Source organism: Spirillospora sp. NPDC047418, from assembly GCF_040643275.1.
Taxonomy (GTDB): Bacteria; Actinomycetota; Actinomycetes; order Streptosporangiales; family Streptosporangiaceae; genus Spirillospora.
The window spans coordinates 39,533-55,562 of record NZ_JBEYTW010000024.1; the positions used below are offsets into that span (position 1 = coordinate 39,533).

Consider the following 16,030-nt stretch of genomic DNA (forward strand, 5'->3'; position numbering starts at 1 on the left):
CGGGGGCCGCCGGGAACCCGTCCCGGCGGTCTCCGCTCTCGGCATCCCTTAAGGTTCTGCGAATGACCGCGTACGGCCTTCTCGTCTCCCCCTCGCACAACCGCGTTTACGCCCAGTCCGCCGCCGACCTGGTGAAGGCCGAGCTGACGGTGTTCAGCGAGCGGGCCCTCGGCGGACGTGTCGGGGACGTCCGGGAGACCGAGATCGGCGGCGTCCCGTACGTGGCGTTCTCCGGCGACGAACTGACGGAGCAGGACGTCCGCCTCCTGTCGAACCTGTCGTCGCTGTACGCGCTGTTCCGGTTCGAGGGCGAGCTGCTCCGCCCGGTCATGCTCGACCGCCTGGACGTGTTCGGCAGCGACCTGCTCACCATCCAGAAGTACGCCGGTAAGACGAACGAGTACTTCACCAAGCTGCTGCTGAACGTCACGGCGATGGCCACGGACTCGCCCATGGACCTCGTCACCGGCCGTCCCCGCGTCCTCGACCCCATGTGCGGACGGGGCACGACCCTCAACCAGGCCATGATGTACGGCCTCGACGCCGCCGGGATCGACATCGACGGCAAGGACTTCGACGCCTACGCGGCGTTCATCAAGACCTGGCTGAAGAACAACCGGGTCAAGCACCAGGCCGAGATCGCGAACGTCCGGCGGGAGAAGGCGCTCCTCGGGCGCCGGCTGGACGTGACGCTGGGGGCGTCCAAGGAGCGGTACAAGAGCGGCGAGACGATGGAGATCACGGTCGTGAACGCCGACTCCGCCGGGGCCGGGAAGTTCTTCCGCCCCGCCTCCTTCGACCTGATCGTGACGGACGCGCCGTACGGGGTCCAGCACGGCAGCCGGCACGGCCGTGCGGGGAGCGGCCCCCGCACGCCCGCCAAGGGCGGCCGGCCCGGCCGCGGGGGGACGCAGCTGTCGCGCAGCCCCGTGGAGCTGCTGGCCGCCGCCGTCCCCGAGTGGGTGCGGCTGCTGCGGCCGGGCGGCGCCGTCGGGATCTCCTGGAACACCTTCGTCGGCCGCCGCGAGCAGCTCGCCGAGATCCTCGCGGCGAGCGGCCTCGACGTGCAGGACTCCGACGCCTACCGGGGCTTCCGGCACCGCGTGGACCAGGCCATCTCCCGCGACGTCATCGTGGCCCGCCGGCCGTCAGGCTGAGTGCCACTGCTCCACGTGCGGGAGCAGTTCGGCCAGGTCGTGGATGAGGGCGTCCGGGGGCGTGAGGCCGGGCCGCTCGAAGGCGTGCGTGGTCTGGTGCCAGATCTGGACGGCGCGCAGCCCGGCCGACTTGGCGCCGTGGATGTCGTCGTACGGGCGGTCGCCGACGAAGACGCAGGAGGCCGGGTCGGTGGCGCCGACGGCGTCCATGGCGGCGCGGAACGCCTCGGCGTGCGGCTTCGTCCAGGGGATCTCGCTGGAGTAGACGGCGCCGTCGAACAGGTCGAGGACGTCGTCGCGCGCGAAGACCCGCTCGTGCCATTCGCGGCTCCAGATGGTGTTGGACAGGACGCCGATCTTGATGCCGCGCTCGCGCAGGGCGGCGAGCAGCCCGGGGACGGCGGGGTCGGTGTGGGTGTGCGGGGTCCACGTCTCGAAGTGCGTCCTGAGCAGTTCCTCGGTGGGCCGCACGCCCGCCATCTCGAACGCCTCGGCGAGCGTCGCGCTGCGGTGCTCCTCAGTGCCGCGGCGCCACAGCTCGTCCTCGGCCTCGCAGAGCGCGGCGACGGCCGTCCCGACGGCGTCGGGCGGCAGGTGGGCGGAGCAGATCGCGCGCCACATGTCGGCCAGTTCGAGATCGTGCCAGGGGGTCAGCGTGCCGCCCCAGTCGAAGATCACAGCTTGTACGCCCATGACCGGATGGTAACCAAAGGGCCGATCCGGACGATCACCCTTTACGCTGTGGATCCTCCCGGAGGGCGCGACCGGGCCACGTCACGTCCCGTCGAGGAGCCTTGATGCGCCGCAGACCCCTGCTCACCGCCCTGCTCACCGCCGCTCTCGCGGTCCCGCTCGCCGGCGCGGCCGCGGCGGACCCGATCCCCGACGGGCCGGGCAGGGGCTTCGTCCCCGCCTATATCGGGGGCCCTGCGGCACCGGAGCCGCTGGCCGGGCGGCCTGTTCCGGCCAACCCGCACCAGGGGCCGGTGGGGACGTCGTCCATGCACGCCGACAGCTACGCCTCCGACGCCTACCCGTTCCCCGGGCCGCTCGGCCGCGACCCGGAAGTGCTCAACGAGGCGAAGGGCGGCGGCCTGCCGGGCCTGTGCTCGACGGTGACGTTCGCCCGCCGGACCGGCCTGATCGTCGCGCAGTGCACGCGCGGGCAGAACTTCATGCTGCGGCTGATCGACCCGAAGACGCTGAAGGACCTCGCGACGTTCGAGCTGCCGCCGAGGCCGTCGACCGTCCAGGCGGTGTTCTCACTGAGCCTCGACAAGGTGCTCACCGACACCTCGGGCGGGGCCTACTACTACCTGGACCCGCAGGACCGCGCCGTGCTGGCGGACTCGGCGTTCCACCTGCGCCGCTTCGCGCACGGCAAGGGCCCGGACGGCGCCTGGCGCTTCACGGTCACCGACGACTGGGACCTGAGCGGGTACCTCCCCCACGACTGCGCCACATGGACGAACCCGTGGCCCAAGGGCGAGTGCGACCCCATCACGGCGGTCGGGCCGGACTGGGGCGGCCTGATCTGGTGGATCACGCGGAACGGGCGCATCGGCACGGTGGACCCGGAGTCCGGCACCGTCCGCGTGACGCGGCTCACCGGTGAGAGCATCCAGAACTCCTTCGCCGCGGCCGAGGACGGCATCTCGATCGTCTCCGACCACGCGCTGTACCAGATGCGGGCCGACGCGAGCGGCACGCCGCAGGTCGTATGGCGGCAGCCCTATGACAGAGGTACGGGACGCAAGCCCGGCCAGATCGACCAGGGGTCGGGGACGACGCCCACGTTCTTCGGCGACGGCTACGTGGCCATCACCGACAACGCCGACGACCGCATGCACGTGATAGTCCGGCGCAGGGACGACGGTGAGCTGATCTGCCAGATCCCGGTGTTCGACAGCGGGGCCAGCGCCACGGACAACTCGCTCATCGGCTACGGCGACAGCCTGTTCGTCGAGAACAACTACGGCTACCGCAACTTCTTCGAGCTTCCTCCGGGAGGGTCGTCCGCGGGCGGGGTGAGCCGCGTGGACGTGAAGCCCGGCGGGTCGGGATGCGAGACCGTCTGGACGAGCAAGGAGCGTTCGCCGTCGACCGTGGCGAAGATCTCCGTCCCCTCGGGGCTGCTGTACCTCTACACGAAGGAGCCCCGCAAGGATCTCCTCGACGCCTGGTACCTGACCGCCGTGGACGTCCACACGGGCCGGACGGTCTACAAGGTCCTCACCGGCATGGGCAAGTGGTTCGACAACAACTGGGCGCCCATCACCATCGGCCCGGACGGCACCGCGTACGTCGGCGTCCTCGGCGGGCTGGTCGCCGTCCGCGACCGCGAGTAGGGGGCCGATCAGCGGGGATACCGGTTCGATCAGGAGATAACGATGCGAACCGGGAGGAACCATGAGGGCACGGAGGCCCGGTGAGAGTCGCGACTTCCGCGACGACATCGACGACATGGGCGACGACGACCAGGACGAGGAGATCGGCCTGACCGAGGAGTACGTGACCGACCCGCCCGAGGACCTGGTGATCGAGGAGCCCGCGCAGAGCAGGGACGGGCTCTCCATCACCGAGTACGAGGAGGCGGCCGCCAGGGACGGCGACGACGACGAGCGCCCGCGCTCCGACGCCCCCGCCGAGTCCGACGCGGTGAACCCGACCCGCAGACCCTGACGACCCGCCCGTGGACCGCGGCCGCCGGTGACGCCTGGGGCAGGGGCCCCTTTGCGGTTCGTTTCCGCGCCGAGGGGAATGTCATAGGCGGGCCGTAGGTTGCGCTTGGCGGGCTAGCTTGCGAGGTGACCGGGACATGCACGACACAGTCGCGGCACCGGCCCGTCCCCCGGCCGAGGCCGACTCTCCGTTCCCGCCCTCCGGCGGGCAGGGCGATGACGCGGGGCGCCCGTGGTGGCGCCGCAGGGCGGGGCTGCTCGTCCAGTGCGCGCTGGTCGCGGCGGCCCTCGCCGCCCTCCCGCTCTACCGCGACGAACTCCCCGACCCCGGCGCCATCTGGTCGGCCGCGTCGCACGCCGACCCCGGATGGCTCAGCATGGTCGTCCTGGCCGTGGCGGGGTCGATGGGCGCGTTCGCCCGGCTGCAGCGCCGGCTGCTGCGCGTCGGCGGCCTGCGGATGTCGCTGCGCCGCGCGTTCGCCATCACCTACGCGGGCAACGCGCTGTCCACGACGCTGCCGGCGGGGCCCGCGGTGAGCGTCGTCTACACATTCCGGCAGTTCCGCCGCGGCGGGGCGTCGGCGCGGCTCGCCACCGCGGTGATCCTGGCCGGCGGCGTCATCACGACCACCGCCTACTCGCTGGTCGGGCTGCTGGCGCTGCTCGCCGACCCGCACGCCCGCGGTCCCGCGCTGGTCGCGCTGGCCGTCCCGCTGGTCCTCGCGGTCCTGCTCGTCCCCGCGCTGCGCCGGCCGCGGCCGCGCGCCCTGGTCACGGCGCCGCTGCGCCGCGTCCACCGGTTCGCACTCGCCCACCCGGGGATCGCCCCGTACGCCGAGCGGCTGGCCGGCGTCCGGGACGTGCTGCGCCCGACCGGCCGCGACTGGGCGGCGCTCGCCGCGCTCGCGCTGCTGAACTGGGTGTTCGACATCCTCGCGCTGCTGTCGGCGGCGAACGCGGTCGGCGTCCACGTGTCCCCGAACGGCGTCGCCCTCGCCTACTTCGCCGCCCAGGCGGCGGGCAGCCTGCTGCCGCTGCTGCCCGGCGGGCTCGGCGCGATCGAGGGCAGCATGGCCGCCTCGCTGGTCGCCTTCGGCGCGACCCTCTCCCCCGCCGCGGCGGCCGTGGGCCTCTACCGCCTGGTGTCCTACTGGGCCGTCGTCGCGGTCGGCTGGCTGGCCTGGGCCGCCCTGCACGAGCGCGCCCGGCTGGGCGCCCGGCTGAAGTCCCGCCTCGCCGCCACCGGCACCGTCCTGATGGAGGGCATGGCGGCCTTCGCGTTCGTCGTCCCCTACACGACCGTCCACCTGAACCCCCAGGCCAAGCCGAACCGCCCGTAGCGGCCGACCCGCCCGGTCACACGGGGCTGTCCTCGGGTGCCCGGAGTCTCGTCAGGACCTGGACGGGGTCGGCGAGGACCTCGGCGAAGGCGAACTCGGCGGCGCCGACGAGGGTCGTGTCGTCGCCGAGCGCGGCGGTGCGCAGCTTGACCTTCTCCCGGGGCGCGGCGAGCGCGCCGGTCGCGAGGACGCTGCGGATCTGCGCGGCGGCGCCGAGGTAGATGTCGCGGAGCGTGCCGCCGAAGACGACCATGCCGGGGTTGAACACGTTGACGAGGTTGGCGACGCCGAGGCCGAGCCAGGTGCCGACGCGGTGCAGCGCCTCCCGGGCCACGATGTCGCCGGCGTCGGCGGACGCGAGGACGTCGCGGACCGCGTCGCGGCCCGCCCGGCCGGGCGTCCCGCCGTGCCCGGCGTGGTGCAGCAGGGCCCGCTCCCCCACCTCCGCCTCCAGGCAGCCCTTCGATCCGCACGCGCAGGGCCGGCCGCCGGGATTGATGACCATGTGGCCGATCTCGCCGCCGAAGCCCTCGTCGCCGCCGAGGAGCCGGCCGTGCGCGATGATGCCGCCGCCGATGCCGACGTCGCCGTGCAGGTAGATGAGGTTGTCGCAGTTCACCCCCGAGCCGCGCTCGTGTTCGGCGAGGGCGCCGAGGTTGGCGTCGTTGCAGACGGAGACGGGGATGCCGAGGCCGAGGCGGCGCGACAGCGCGTCCCCGAGCCGCAGGTCGCCGACGTCGAGGTTGGGGCCGAACATGATGGTGTCGTCGGAGCGGCGGACGGTGCCGGGGAACCCGAGCGCGGCGCCGACGCAGACGGCGTCGCGTTCGGCCTTGCGGACCAGCGACCGGGCGCCGGCGACGAGCACGCCGAGCAGTTCGGCCGGGTCGGAGCCGCGGGCGCGCACGCCCTCGCGCCGGTCCAGCACGACGCCGCCGAGGCCGACGCGCGCGACGACGAGCCGGTCGACGCCGACCTCGAACGCCAGCACGTACACGCGGGTCGACTCCGGCCGGACGACCAGGGACGGCCGCCCGGCGCGCCGCCCGGGCCCGCGCGGCAGCTCCTCGCGGACCAGGCCGGCGGCGGTGAGGTCGGACGTCAGCGCCATGATCGTGCTGCGGTTGAGGCCGAGCGACTCGGCGAGCGTCGCGCGGGACGCCGGGCCGCGCAGGTGCACGAAGCGCAGCAGCGTTCCGAGGTTGTGGCGCCGGATGTCCTCTTGTGATGGGCCCGCCTTCATCATCGGCGCAGCCCCAGCTCTCCCCCGGTGCCCGAGGTGATCAGCTCGACCACCTGCCGGTGGGTGACGTCGGCGGTCCTGACCTGGGCGACCATCCGGCCGAGGTACAGCGCGGCGATCCGGTCGGAGATCGCGAAGACGTCGTTCATGTTGTGCGAGATCAGCACGACCGCGAGGCCCTTGTCGGCGAGCCGCCGGACGAACTCCAGGACCTGCTGGCTCTGCGCGATGCCGAGCGCGGCGGACGGCTCGTCCAGCACGACGACCTTGGCGTCCAGCAGGATGGCGCGGGCGATCGCGACGATCTGCCGCTGCCCGCCGGACAGCGTGGCGACCCGCCGCCGGACCGAGCCCAGGGTGCGGACGGCTAGCGCGGACAGCGCGGTGCGCGCCGTCTCCTCCATCTGGTCCTCGTCCAGGGTGAGGCCGGCGCGCTCCTCCCTGCCGAGGAAGAGGTTCTCGACGACGTCGAGGTTCTCGCAGAGGGCGAGGTCCTGGTGGACGATCTCGATGCCGAGCCGGGTCGCGGCGCGCGGGCTGGAGACCTTCACCGGCTCGCCCTCGAACCGGTACTCGCCCCGGTCGAAGGAGTGGATGCCGCCGATGCAGTTCACCAGCGTGGACTTGCCGGCGCCGTTGTCGCCGACGAGCGCGGTGATCTCACCCGGGTAGGCGGAGAACGAGACGTCGTGCAGGACCTTGACGGACCCGAAGCTCTTGTCGATGCCGCGCAGGTCCAAGGCCGGCGTCACTGACATGCCGAGGGGCTCCCACCGTGCCGCGCCGCCGCCGTGCGCCAAGCGGTCGTGGTCCGTGAGCGTATCAGCAGCGCTCGCGGCGCCGGAACCGCCGGAACCGCCGTCCCGCCACGCCGGGGAGCCGATGGCGCGGGCCATCGGCTCCCAGGCGTTCCCGGCCGCGTTCACGGGATCACCGCGTCCGCGGCCTCATCGTCCGGCGGACGAGCGCCGGCGTCTGGCCAGCGCGTCCATGGTGGCGGCGAGCAGGAGCACCACCCCGGTGATGAGGAAGCTCAGGTACGCCTTGGTACCGAGCAGGCCCAGGCCGTTCTCGATGATGGCGATGACGAGCCCGCCGAGGATGGCGTCGCGGGCCTTGCCGCGCCCGCCGAACAGGCTCGTCCCGCCGATGACGGCGGCGCCGACCGCGTACAGCAGCGTGTTGCCGCCGCCCGCGTCGGTGGCGACCGAGTTCAGCCGGGACGCGGCCACGACGCCGCTCACCGCCGCCAGCCCGGATCCGATCATGAAGACGGAGATGCGGATGCGGGTGACGTTGATGCCGGCCCGGCGCGCGGCCTCGGCGTTGCCGCCGACGGCGTAGATGTGCCGGCCGTAGGCGGTGCGGCCCAGCACGAACGTGCAGGCGATCAGCAGGACGCCGACCAGCAGCACGCCCCACGGGATGCCGCCCAGCGTGATCAGCGGGCTGGGCGCGCGGTCCTGGCTGAGCACGTAGGTGCTGATCAGCAGCGCCGCGGCGACGACGCCGGACTGCGCGAGCACGAACTGCACCGGCTTGGAGTGCAGGCCGCGGACCCGCTGGCGGCGCCAGCGCAGCAGCTGGGTCGCGGCGTAGCCGGCGGAGCAGGCGACGGCGAGTGTCCAGCCGAGCCAGATCGGCATGTTCTTGGTGGCGATCGCGACGATGACGTCGTCGCGGACGGGCACGGTGCCGCCCTCGCCGATCAGCCGCAGCGTGATGCCCTGCAACCCGAGGAAGAACGCCAGTGTGACGACGAACGATGGAATGCGCAGTACGGCGACGAGCCAGCCGATCACCGTGCCGATGACGATGCCGGTCGCCACCGCGCTGATGATCGTGACGTACCAGGGCTGGCCGCCGTCCACCAGGAGCTTGGCCATGACGGCCGCGCTGAGCCCGCTCGCCACGCCGGCCGACAGGTCGATCTCGCCGACCAGCAGCACGAACACCACGCCCATGGCGAGCAGGGTGATGGGCAGCGCCTGGGTGGACAGGTTCGCGACGTTGGCCTTGCTGAGGAAGGTGTCGGGCTTCAGCGCGGTGAAGAGGATCACCAGGGAGATCAGGCCGAGGATGGCGGGGAGCGCGCCCAGCTCACCGGCCTTGATCTTGTTCCAGTAGTCCAGCGCCGCCGACTTCACGTCGTGTTCGCGCCGGTCGGTCGCGAAGTCCGAGTCCGCCAGGTTCACGGCGGCCTCCTTCGAACTGGGGATGTCGGTGGACACGCGGTCCCCCCTCAGATGCTCTCGGCGGCGATCGTCGGCGCGAGGCCGAGATCGCCGGATCGGCCGGCGGTGATGAGCTCCACGACCTGGCCGTGGGTGACTTCGGAGCGGGCGACGTCGGCGGCGACGCGGCCGAGGTACAGCGCGGTGATGCGGTCGGCCACCTCGAAGACGTCGTTCATGTTGTGCGAGATCAGCACGACGGCGTGGCCGCTGTCGGCGAGGCGCCGGACGAGGTTGAGGACCTGCTCGGTCTGCGCGACGCCGAGCGCGGCGGTGGGCTCGTCCAGGATCACGACCTTGGACTCCCACAGCGCGGCCTTGGCGATCGCGACCGTCTGCCGCTGCCCGCCGGACAGGCTCGACACCTGCTGGCGGACGGACTTGACGGTGCGGACCGACAGCCGGGCGAGGATCTCGCGGGCGGACTCCTCCATCGACGCCTCGTCCAGCACGAGGCCGGAGCGGCGCTCGCGGCCGAGGAACATGTTCTGCACGATGTCGAGGTTGTCGGCGAGCGCGAGGTCCTGGTAGACGACCTCGATGCCGAGGTCGGCCGCGGCGCGCGGCCCGTCGATGGTCACCTGGCGCCCGTCGAACTCGATCTGCCCCGAGTCGATCGGGTGGATGCCGGCGATGCACTTGATCAGGGTCGACTTGCCCGCCCCGTTGTCGCCGACGAGGGCCATCACCTCGCCCAGCCGCAGCGTGAAGTCCACGTCGTGCAGGACGTGGACGGCGCCGAAGCTCTTGTTGAGCCCGGTCAGGCGGAGGACGGGGTCTCCGTTTTCAGCCACGAATTTCCTTCCAGGTCTTGCCGCACGCCCGTGGCGGGCCCCTGGCGTCCCGGGCTTCCGGGTACCCGGGACGCCCTCAGCGGTTCGGGGCCCGCCACGAGGTCGGACGGGGGGTCGTTACTTGACCGTGATGCCCGCGGCCTCGCACTTGGCCGCGTACGCCCCCTTGCAGAGGTCGGCCGCCTTGACGGAGCCGTCGTCGACGACCTGCTTGACGTTGTCCTTGAAGATGCCGATCGGGTTCAGCAGCACCGACGGGACGTCCCGCTTGCCCACCGGGTCGTGCTCGGTGGCGGTGGTCTCGCCCTTCTCACCCTTGATCAGCGAGATGGCGAGCTTGGCGGCCGCGTCGGCCTCCTGCTTGGTCGGCTTGTAGACCGTCATGCACTGGTTGCCGTCGAGGATGTTCTGCAGGCCCTGGACGGTGGCGTCCTGCCCGGTGACCGGGATGTCGCCGGCGCGCTTGTTCTTCTTCAGGATCGAGACGACCGCGTTGCCGAGGTTGTCGTTCGCGGCGACCACGCCGTCGATCTTGCCGTGCTGCTCGGTCCACATCTGCTCGAAGAGGGTCGCGGCCTTCTCGGCCTCCCAGTCCGGGACGGGCTGCTCGGCGACCTTCTTGTAGTTGGTGACCTTGTCGAGGATGTTGTGCGCGCCCTTGGCGAACAGGGTCGCGTTGTTGTCGGTCGGCGAGCCGTTCAGGTAGACGAGGTTGGCGGCCTTGTCACCGAGGCACTTCTGCAGGCCCTTGCCCATCTCCTCGCCGACCTTCACGTTGTCGAAGGAGACGTAGTAGTCGGCGACGCCGCCGAGGGTGAGCCGGTCGTAGTCGATGGTCTTGACGCCCTGCGCCTGCGCCTTGCGCTGCACGGCGGCGGCGGAGTTGGAGTCCAGGCCGGTGATCAGCATGACCGTGACACCGCTGGTCAGCATCTGGTCGGCGATGGTCTGGAAGCGCTGGGCCGAGCCCTCGGCGTTCTGGATGTCGCTCTGGATGCCGGCCGCCTTGAAGGCCTGCTCGAGGTAGGGGCGGTCGAAGTTCTCCCAGCGCGGCGACGAGGCCGTGTCGGGCAGGATCACGCCGACCTTGCCCTTGGCCGCGTCTCCGCCGGAGTCGTTGCCGTCGTCCCCGCACGCGGTGAGGCTGAGCGCCGCGGCCGTCGTGAGGGCCATCAGGCTGAGGATCCCCTTGCGCATTGCCCGGGTCCTTTCTGGGGGCGGCCGCCGTCGCGCGGCCGAGGGGGGTTCTTTCGGGCCCGGTGAGCGAGGTCACACGCCCACCGGGGTGAATGTTGTGCCCCGCAACTTATGTCGCACTTGTCCGTCGCGCCAGACCTGACGGCATGTTGATTTGTTGTCGGCGGTAACAATCACGTAACACGAGATCAACTAGGGTGACTGGCGAGATGGCGCGGGCAGGGCGGCGGCGCGCCGCGCAGGTGCCGCGGGCACGCTCGGGCGGGGCCGCGACGGCGAAATGTTCCGCGGCTCAACATTCACCGGGAACCGGACGCCGGGCATCGGGAACCGGACGGCCGCCCGCCCGTCCCCGCGGGACGGGCGGTGCGCGGCCCGGTGGTGCCCCGCCGAGATCAGCGCAGGGCGAGGACCGCCGAGATGCGGTCCGCGGCGGCGGTGACCTCGTCGGCGGCGGCGATGCGCTCGGCCCACGACCACCAGTACCACCAGCCGTCCGCGCCCTGCTCCGCCAGGATGTTCTCGGTGAGGGCGGTGGCGGCCGGATTGATCACGTGCAGGCTCGGCGACTGCCCGCGGGGCAGGGTCAGGCGCACCCGGAGGCCGCGTTTGACCAGCTCACCGCCGAGCTCTTCCAGATATTCGATCCGCGTCTTCGACGGCGCGGCCGTTCCCGTATCGTCAGGCGTCATCCTTGCTTCCTCACGGACTCCGCGCGGCCCGACGTGTACATGGCCCACCCTCCCCCTTCACCGGCCCGGGTGCAAGCACATCCGCTGGTCAGCGCGGTACACCGGCGGCTTGGGGGCGGGGGCGGCCCGCGTTCGGAGGTCGACCGGACCCTATCCGGGATATCTTGCGCGTAGCACATGAACCGGAACACGGGGGCGAACATGACGGTGAGCGCGGACGCACGGCCGGCACCGGGTGTGCGGACGTGGCACCGCTTCCACTACGCGGTCGGCGTGTTCCTCGTCGCGTACGGCGTCGCGGGCCTGGTCAGCGGGGCGCTGCTGTGGGGCGACCGGGTGGACGAGATCGAGGGCTACTTCGGATCCGGCCCGGCGGGGGGCGTCCTGGTCTTCGTCAAGGCGGTCGAGGCGCTGCTCGTCGTGTGCGCGGTGGCGGGCGCGGCGCTCCGCCGCGACGTGCTGTTCGTGCCGCCGCTGGCCGGATGGATGGCGGGTTTCGCCATGTTCGCCGTCCTCGACGTGTTCAAGGGCCGGTGGGGCGGCCTGATCGAGCACCTGCTCTACCTGGCGGCGTTCGTCGTGCTGCTGTTCCTGTCCTACGGGCTCAGCGCGAAGGTCCAGCTCGCCGGGATGCCGAAGGCCGCCGAGCCCGCCGAGCCGGGCGCGCCCGGCGCCGGGCCGCGCGGGCTCACCCGCACCCAGGAGTTCGCGCTCCAGGCGATCAACCGGGCCGCCGCCCTGACCGGGCCGCGCCCCCGCCCCCGGCAGCCCGACTGATCTCGGCAAGAGCCGCCCTTCCGGCGGATCGCCCTGCTTGCGGATCGCCCTACGGGCGGACGATCCAGGCGATCGCGGTCATCGTGCCGGGCGGCACCTCGGTGAACCCGCCGTCGCGCACCGCGATCGTCGCCCTCTTCACGGACGTGCGCCACGGGAGGTCCCGCACCAGCCGGGCGGCCGCGCCTCCCCCGACCCACGCCGCCACGTCCTCAGGGCGCCCCTGGCGCAGGAGCATCTGGGCGGCGTGCCCGCACTGCGCGGCGGCCTTCCCGGTCGTGATCGCCACCTCCGGGTTGAGGGCGATCGCCGCGTACGGCGGCTCCGGCGGCGGCGCGGGCTCCTCGGCCTCGGCCAGATCGAGGCCCGCGACCTGCAGCCGGGCCAGCTGCGGCGGGACGTCCGGCATCGGGCCGGGCGGGAACGCCCGTACCTGCGCGCCCGCGTGCTCGACGGTGATCCCGGGCAGCGCCTCCGCCTCCGGCCACCGCACCCCGCGCGCCCGCCTCGTCACCTTGCGTATCCGCCGCGACTCCCACGCGCGGACGGCGTCCCGCCACGCGCCGTCCGGGTCGGCCGCACGCGGGTCGGTGAGCAGCCGGACGACGGCGGTCGCCGCCGCCTCGCAGACCGCGTCGTGGCTGGGCGGATCGGCCTTCTCGGCACGTACCACCAGCTGCATCGCCCATGGCGGATCATCAAGGGGGTCATAGTCGGGTCGCACCCGGTGGAGTATTCCAAAACCCGATCCGGCTTTCGCGGGGCGGGAGTGGGTACTGCAACTCTTGCCGTCCCCCGGACGTCGTTCAGGTCGGGAGGTCTCCGGTGGCCAGTGGCTCGTGGAGTGATTCCATACCGGGAATCGGAACATTCTTCGTCGGTATCGACATCCCCCCCGGCCGGTACCGATGCGATGACGGCAAGGGCGGCTGGTGGGTCCGCTTCACCGGCCCGGGCGGCGGTGACCCCGTCGGCTCGTGGCCGCTGCCCGCCGGGCCGACCGAGATCGACATCGCGCGGACCGACTTCGCGTTCGAGACGCACGTCTCCTCGTCCTGGCGGCGGATCGCGCCGCCGCGCGCGCCCGAGGACGGCTCCCCCGCCGAGCCGCGCCCGGTGGCCGACCCGACGCTGCGCGCCGAACTCGACACGATCGTCGAGCGCCGCCGCCCGCTGCTCTGGCTGGCGCCGCTGACGGTGCTCGCCCTCGGCCTGGTCGGCTCGCCGCTGCTCGGCTCGCTGTGGCTGATCGGCCTCGGCATGCTCGCGGTGCTGGTCGCGCTCGGCACCCCGTCGGTCTCCATGGACCTGCGCCGCGCCCGCGAGCTGGAGCGGCGCCGCGACCGGTATCTCACGCCCGAGGACCTCGACGACGAGGGCCGCGCGATGCTGGGCCGCGTCCAGGCGGCGATCGACGCCGTCCGCGACTCCGACGTCAACCGCGAGGGCCTGCTGGACGCGGTGGACAACGCCGTCACGCTGCCCCGCCAGGAGTGGGAGATCGCGCAGGTCATCGCCCGGCAGTCGCGGCTGCGCGCCGACCACGCGGTCATGTCCGGGGACGCCTCGCTCCCGGAGGTGGAGGCGGCGCTGCGCCCGCTGCGCGACAAGCTCGACATCTCGGTGGAGGCGGTGACCCGGCGCGTCGAGGCGCTCGAACGCTACGCCGAGCGCGCCACCGCGGCCGACGAGGTGCTGCGGGCCCAGCGCCACCTGGAGGCGATCGCCGAGAAGGCGCACGAGTACGACGAACTGCTCGCCGACACCGTCCGCGACGATCTGGCGCTGCCCGCGATCGAGCGCCTCACCGAGCAGGGCGACGAGCTCCTGCGCACGCTGCGGGCCCGCCTCGCCCAGGCCGCCGAGGCCGGCAGCGAGCTGCCGCCGCCGCCCTGAGGGACGGCCTAACGCGGGAAGAGCCCATCGAGGTGCCGGCGGAGGATGCCCATGGCCGACTCCGGCGTCCTCCCGCCCACCAGGACGCCGGTTCCGAGGCCGTGGGCCAGGGCGAGGAGCCGCGCCGCCTCCATAGCCGGGTCGCCGGGTGTCCCGGCGTCGGCGAGCACCTGTGCGAGCTGCCGTTCCAGCCGGTCGGGGCCGTCCACGAAGGGCTGGGCCGCCAGCGACGGGTCGGTCTGGGCGAGGACGGCGTAGGACGTCCACACCAGGTGGAACGCGCGGCTCTCCGCGTCGGTCGGCAGCGCCTCGGCGAGCAGCGCCTCGACGACCTCGCGCGGTGACGGGTCGTGCAGGCCCGCGAGGCGTGCCGCCCACCGCTCGCGGCTCTGCCGTGCGAGCCGCTCCAGCGCCGCGTTCATGAGCTGCGCCTTGCTCTCGAAGTAGTACTGGACGAGCCGCAGCGAGACCCCCGCCTCGGCCGCCACCGACCGCAGGGTGACGGCGTGCAGGCCGTCGCGCCCGGCGACGCGGACCAGCCCGTCGATGATCTGCGCGCGGCGGGCGTCATGGTCGGCGGTTCTCGGCACCCTCGCATGATACCGATGTACCATAATGATACAGTCGTATCAGCAAGGAGCCGCATGACGTCCCGGCACCGGGCCCTGCTCGCCCTGGCGTGCGCCGCGCAGTTCATGGTCGTACTGGACGTGTCGATCGTGAACGTGGCACTGCCGTCCATCCAGGCCGGCCTGGGCATCGGCCCCGCCGGCCTTCCGTGGGTCGTCAACGCCTACGCGCTCACGTTCGCGGGGCTGCTCCTGCTCGGCGGGCGCCTCGCCGACGTCTGCGGGCTGCGCCGCGTCTTCGCCGCCGGCCTGGCCCTGTTCACGCTGGCCAGCCTGGCCGGCGGGCTCGCGGGCGCGCCCGGGCCGCTGATCGCCGCCCGCGCCTTCCAGGGGATCGGCGCGGCCCTCCTGGCACCGGCCACGCTGACCGTCGTCACCACCGCGTTCGCCGACGACGTCCGTCCCCGCGCGCTCGCCGCCTGGACCGCCGTCGGCCTCGCCGGAGGGACGGCGGGCAACCTCATCGGCGGCGTCCTCACCGACGCGCTGTCCTGGCGCTGGATCCTGCTCGTCAACGTGCCGATCGGGCTGCTGGCGCTGCCGGCGGCGCGCCTGCTCCCGGCCGCGAGGGGCGAGCGGCAGCGGCTGGACGTCGGCGGCGCCGTCCTCGCGACCGCCGGTGTCGCGTCCCTCACCTACGGCGTCACCCGCGGCTGGAACGCCCCCGCCCTGGCCGCCGGCGCCATCTCGCTGGCGGTGTTCGCCGTCGTGCAGTCGCGCCGCCGGACGCCCCTGCTCCCCCTCCGGCTCCTGCGGATCCGCGCGGTCGCGGCCGGGAACGCGGCGATGCTGCTCGCCGGGGCCTGCCTGAGCCCGATGTGGTACTTCCTCGCCCTGTCCATGCAGAACGTCCTGCACCTCGGTGCCCTCCAGACCGGGCTCGGCTTCCTCCCGCACACCCTGCTGACCATGGCCGTCGCCCTGCGCGTCACGCCCCGCCTGATGAAGCGGGCGCCGGACCGCACCCTGATCACCATCGGCGCGCTGATCGCCGCGGCGGGCTTCCTGTGGCAGAGCCGCCTGTCCCCCGGCGGCGCGTACCTGCCGGACGTCCTCGGCCCCGCGATCCTCATCTCGGTGGGCGGCGGGCTGCTGAACACCCCGCTCACCAACGCCGTCACCGCGGGCGTGCCGGAGCGGGACGCCGGCGCCGCGTCCGGCCTGATGAACACCGCGAAGCAGGCGGGCGCCGCGCTCGGCCTCGCCGCCCTGGCCGCCATCGCCGGCGACTACACCGAAGCCTTCCTGGCCATGTCCGCCCTCCTGCTGGCCACGGCCGCCGCCGCCCGCGCCCTCCCCGCCCACGGGTCTTGTCAAGATCGTGATCTCTCCGCACCCGCCCCGCGCCCGAGATCGCCTGACTCGTGACGCACGGACATGGCCCTGGGCG

At 72.9% G+C, this 16,030-nt stretch carries 16 protein-coding genes; 7 read left to right on the forward strand and 9 right to left on the reverse strand.

Going from position 1 to position 16,030, the window contains the following annotated elements:
- Positions 1-62 precede the first annotated feature (62 nt).
- Complete coding sequence (locus tag ABZ806_RS17455; RefSeq protein WP_500218318.1) at positions 63-1,157, forward strand: TRM11 family SAM-dependent methyltransferase; 1,095 nt, start codon at positions 63-65, stop codon at positions 1,155-1,157.
- On the opposite strand, the gene ABZ806_RS17460 is transcribed toward ABZ806_RS17455, so the two are convergent.
- Positions 1,149-1,850, reverse strand: a complete 702-nt coding sequence (locus tag ABZ806_RS17460) for an HAD family hydrolase (RefSeq protein WP_500218319.1) — start codon at positions 1,848-1,850, stop codon at positions 1,149-1,151. The genes ABZ806_RS17455 and ABZ806_RS17460 overlap by 9 nt on opposite strands.
- 104 nt (positions 1,851-1,954) lie before the next feature.
- Here ABZ806_RS17460 and ABZ806_RS17465 point away from each other — a divergent pair, with 104 nt between their 5' ends.
- The 3 genes from ABZ806_RS17465 (at position 1,955) to ABZ806_RS17475 (ending at position 5,178) form a co-directional block, all read left to right on the forward strand.
- Positions 1,955-3,505, forward strand: coding sequence for a hypothetical protein (locus ABZ806_RS17465; protein WP_500218320.1), 1,551 nt, complete (start codon positions 1,955-1,957; stop codon positions 3,503-3,505).
- 61 nt (positions 3,506-3,566) lie between these two features.
- Complete coding sequence (locus tag ABZ806_RS17470; protein ID WP_500218321.1) at positions 3,567-3,839, forward strand: hypothetical protein; 273 nt, start codon at positions 3,567-3,569, stop codon at positions 3,837-3,839.
- A 136-nt stretch (positions 3,840-3,975) separates the two neighbouring features.
- Entirely contained in the window at positions 3,976-5,178 is a 1,203-nt protein-coding gene (locus ABZ806_RS17475; RefSeq protein ID WP_500218322.1) for a lysylphosphatidylglycerol synthase transmembrane domain-containing protein, read from the forward strand.
- Between the two features lie 16 nt (positions 5,179-5,194).
- Here ABZ806_RS17475 and ABZ806_RS17480 read toward each other — a convergent pair whose 3' ends face one another.
- The 6 genes from ABZ806_RS17480 to ABZ806_RS17505 form a co-directional block, all read right to left on the reverse strand.
- Positions 5,195-6,421 (reverse strand): ROK family transcriptional regulator, encoded by a 1,227-nt coding sequence (locus tag ABZ806_RS17480; protein WP_500218383.1) that lies wholly within the window; start codon positions 6,419-6,421, stop codon positions 5,195-5,197.
- Positions 6,421-7,179: an ATP-binding cassette domain-containing protein gene (locus ABZ806_RS17485; protein ID WP_500218384.1), complete on the reverse strand. Its 759-nt coding sequence runs from the start codon at positions 7,177-7,179 to the stop codon at positions 6,421-6,423. Before ABZ806_RS17485 ends, ABZ806_RS17480 begins: the two co-directional genes overlap by 1 nt.
- Before the next feature lie 189 nt (positions 7,180-7,368).
- On the reverse strand, positions 7,369-8,652 hold the full coding sequence (locus tag ABZ806_RS17490; RefSeq protein ID WP_500218323.1) for a sugar ABC transporter permease: 1,284 nt from the start codon (positions 8,650-8,652) through the stop codon (positions 7,369-7,371).
- Positions 8,653-8,663: 11 nt separating this feature from the next.
- Positions 8,664-9,449: an ATP-binding cassette domain-containing protein gene (locus tag ABZ806_RS17495; protein WP_500218324.1), complete on the reverse strand. Its 786-nt coding sequence runs from the start codon at positions 9,447-9,449 to the stop codon at positions 8,664-8,666.
- Between the two features lie 117 nt (positions 9,450-9,566).
- Positions 9,567-10,646 (reverse strand): sugar ABC transporter substrate-binding protein, encoded by a 1,080-nt coding sequence (locus tag ABZ806_RS17500; RefSeq protein WP_500218325.1) that lies wholly within the window; start codon positions 10,644-10,646, stop codon positions 9,567-9,569.
- Between the two features lie 395 nt (positions 10,647-11,041).
- On the reverse strand, positions 11,042-11,338 hold the full coding sequence (locus tag ABZ806_RS17505) for a hypothetical protein (RefSeq protein ID WP_500218326.1): 297 nt from the start codon (positions 11,336-11,338) through the stop codon (positions 11,042-11,044).
- Positions 11,339-11,515: 177 nt separating this feature from the next.
- On the opposite strand from ABZ806_RS17505, the gene ABZ806_RS17510 reads away from it, so the two are divergent.
- Positions 11,516-12,115, forward strand: coding sequence for a hypothetical protein (locus tag ABZ806_RS17510; protein ID WP_500218327.1), 600 nt, complete (start codon positions 11,516-11,518; stop codon positions 12,113-12,115).
- A 49-nt stretch (positions 12,116-12,164) separates the two neighbouring features.
- Here the strand turns inward: ABZ806_RS17510 and ABZ806_RS17515 are convergent, their stop codons facing one another.
- Entirely contained in the window at positions 12,165-12,839 is a 675-nt protein-coding gene (locus ABZ806_RS17515) for a hypothetical protein (RefSeq protein WP_500218328.1), read from the reverse strand.
- Between the two features lie 101 nt (positions 12,840-12,940).
- On the opposite strand from ABZ806_RS17515, the gene ABZ806_RS17520 reads away from it, so the two are divergent.
- A complete protein-coding gene (locus tag ABZ806_RS17520) occupies positions 12,941-14,011 on the forward strand; it encodes an Rv1352/Rv1906c domain-containing protein (protein WP_500218329.1) in 1,071 nt (356 codons plus the stop codon).
- A gap of 8 nt (positions 14,012-14,019) precedes the next feature.
- Here ABZ806_RS17520 and ABZ806_RS17525 read toward each other — a convergent pair whose 3' ends face one another.
- Positions 14,020-14,601 carry a TetR/AcrR family transcriptional regulator gene (locus ABZ806_RS17525; protein WP_500218330.1) on the reverse strand — a complete coding sequence of 194 codons (582 nt, stop codon included), beginning with the start codon at positions 14,599-14,601 and terminating at the stop codon, positions 14,020-14,022.
- A gap of 54 nt (positions 14,602-14,655) precedes the next feature.
- Here ABZ806_RS17525 and ABZ806_RS17530 point away from each other — a divergent pair, with 54 nt between their 5' ends.
- The gene (locus tag ABZ806_RS17530; protein ID WP_500218331.1) at positions 14,656-16,008 is read left to right on the forward strand and encodes an MFS transporter; all 1,353 of its coding nucleotides are present in this window, start codon (positions 14,656-14,658) and stop codon (positions 16,006-16,008) included.
- Positions 16,009-16,030 lie beyond the last annotated feature (22 nt).

Bases quoted from the DNA above. Each gene is read 5' to 3' on its own strand.
- ABZ806_RS17455 (WP_500218318.1), top strand. From the start codon at position 63: ATGACCGCGTACGGCCTTCTCGTCTCCCCCTCGCACAACCGCGTTTAC.
- ABZ806_RS17460 (WP_500218319.1), bottom strand. From the start codon at position 1,850: ATGGGCGTACAAGCTGTGATCTTCGACTGGGGCGGCACGCTGACCCCC.
- ABZ806_RS17465 (WP_500218320.1), top strand. From the start codon at position 1,955: ATGCGCCGCAGACCCCTGCTCACCGCCCTGCTCACCGCCGCTCTCGCG.
- ABZ806_RS17470 (WP_500218321.1), top strand. From the start codon at position 3,567: ATGAGGGCACGGAGGCCCGGTGAGAGTCGCGACTTCCGCGACGACATC.
- ABZ806_RS17475 (WP_500218322.1), top strand. From the start codon at position 3,976: ATGCACGACACAGTCGCGGCACCGGCCCGTCCCCCGGCCGAGGCCGAC.
- ABZ806_RS17480 (WP_500218383.1), bottom strand. From the start codon at position 6,421: ATGAAGGCGGGCCCATCACAAGAGGACATCCGGCGCCACAACCTCGGA.
- ABZ806_RS17485 (WP_500218384.1), bottom strand. From the start codon at position 7,179: ATGTCAGTGACGCCGGCCTTGGACCTGCGCGGCATCGACAAGAGCTTC.
- ABZ806_RS17500 (WP_500218325.1), bottom strand. From the start codon at position 10,646: ATGCGCAAGGGGATCCTCAGCCTGATGGCCCTCACGACGGCCGCGGCG.
- ABZ806_RS17505 (WP_500218326.1), bottom strand. From the start codon at position 11,338: ATGACGCCTGACGATACGGGAACGGCCGCGCCGTCGAAGACGCGGATC.
- ABZ806_RS17510 (WP_500218327.1), top strand. From the start codon at position 11,516: ATGAACCGGAACACGGGGGCGAACATGACGGTGAGCGCGGACGCACGG.
- ABZ806_RS17530 (WP_500218331.1), top strand. From the start codon at position 14,656: ATGACGTCCCGGCACCGGGCCCTGCTCGCCCTGGCGTGCGCCGCGCAG.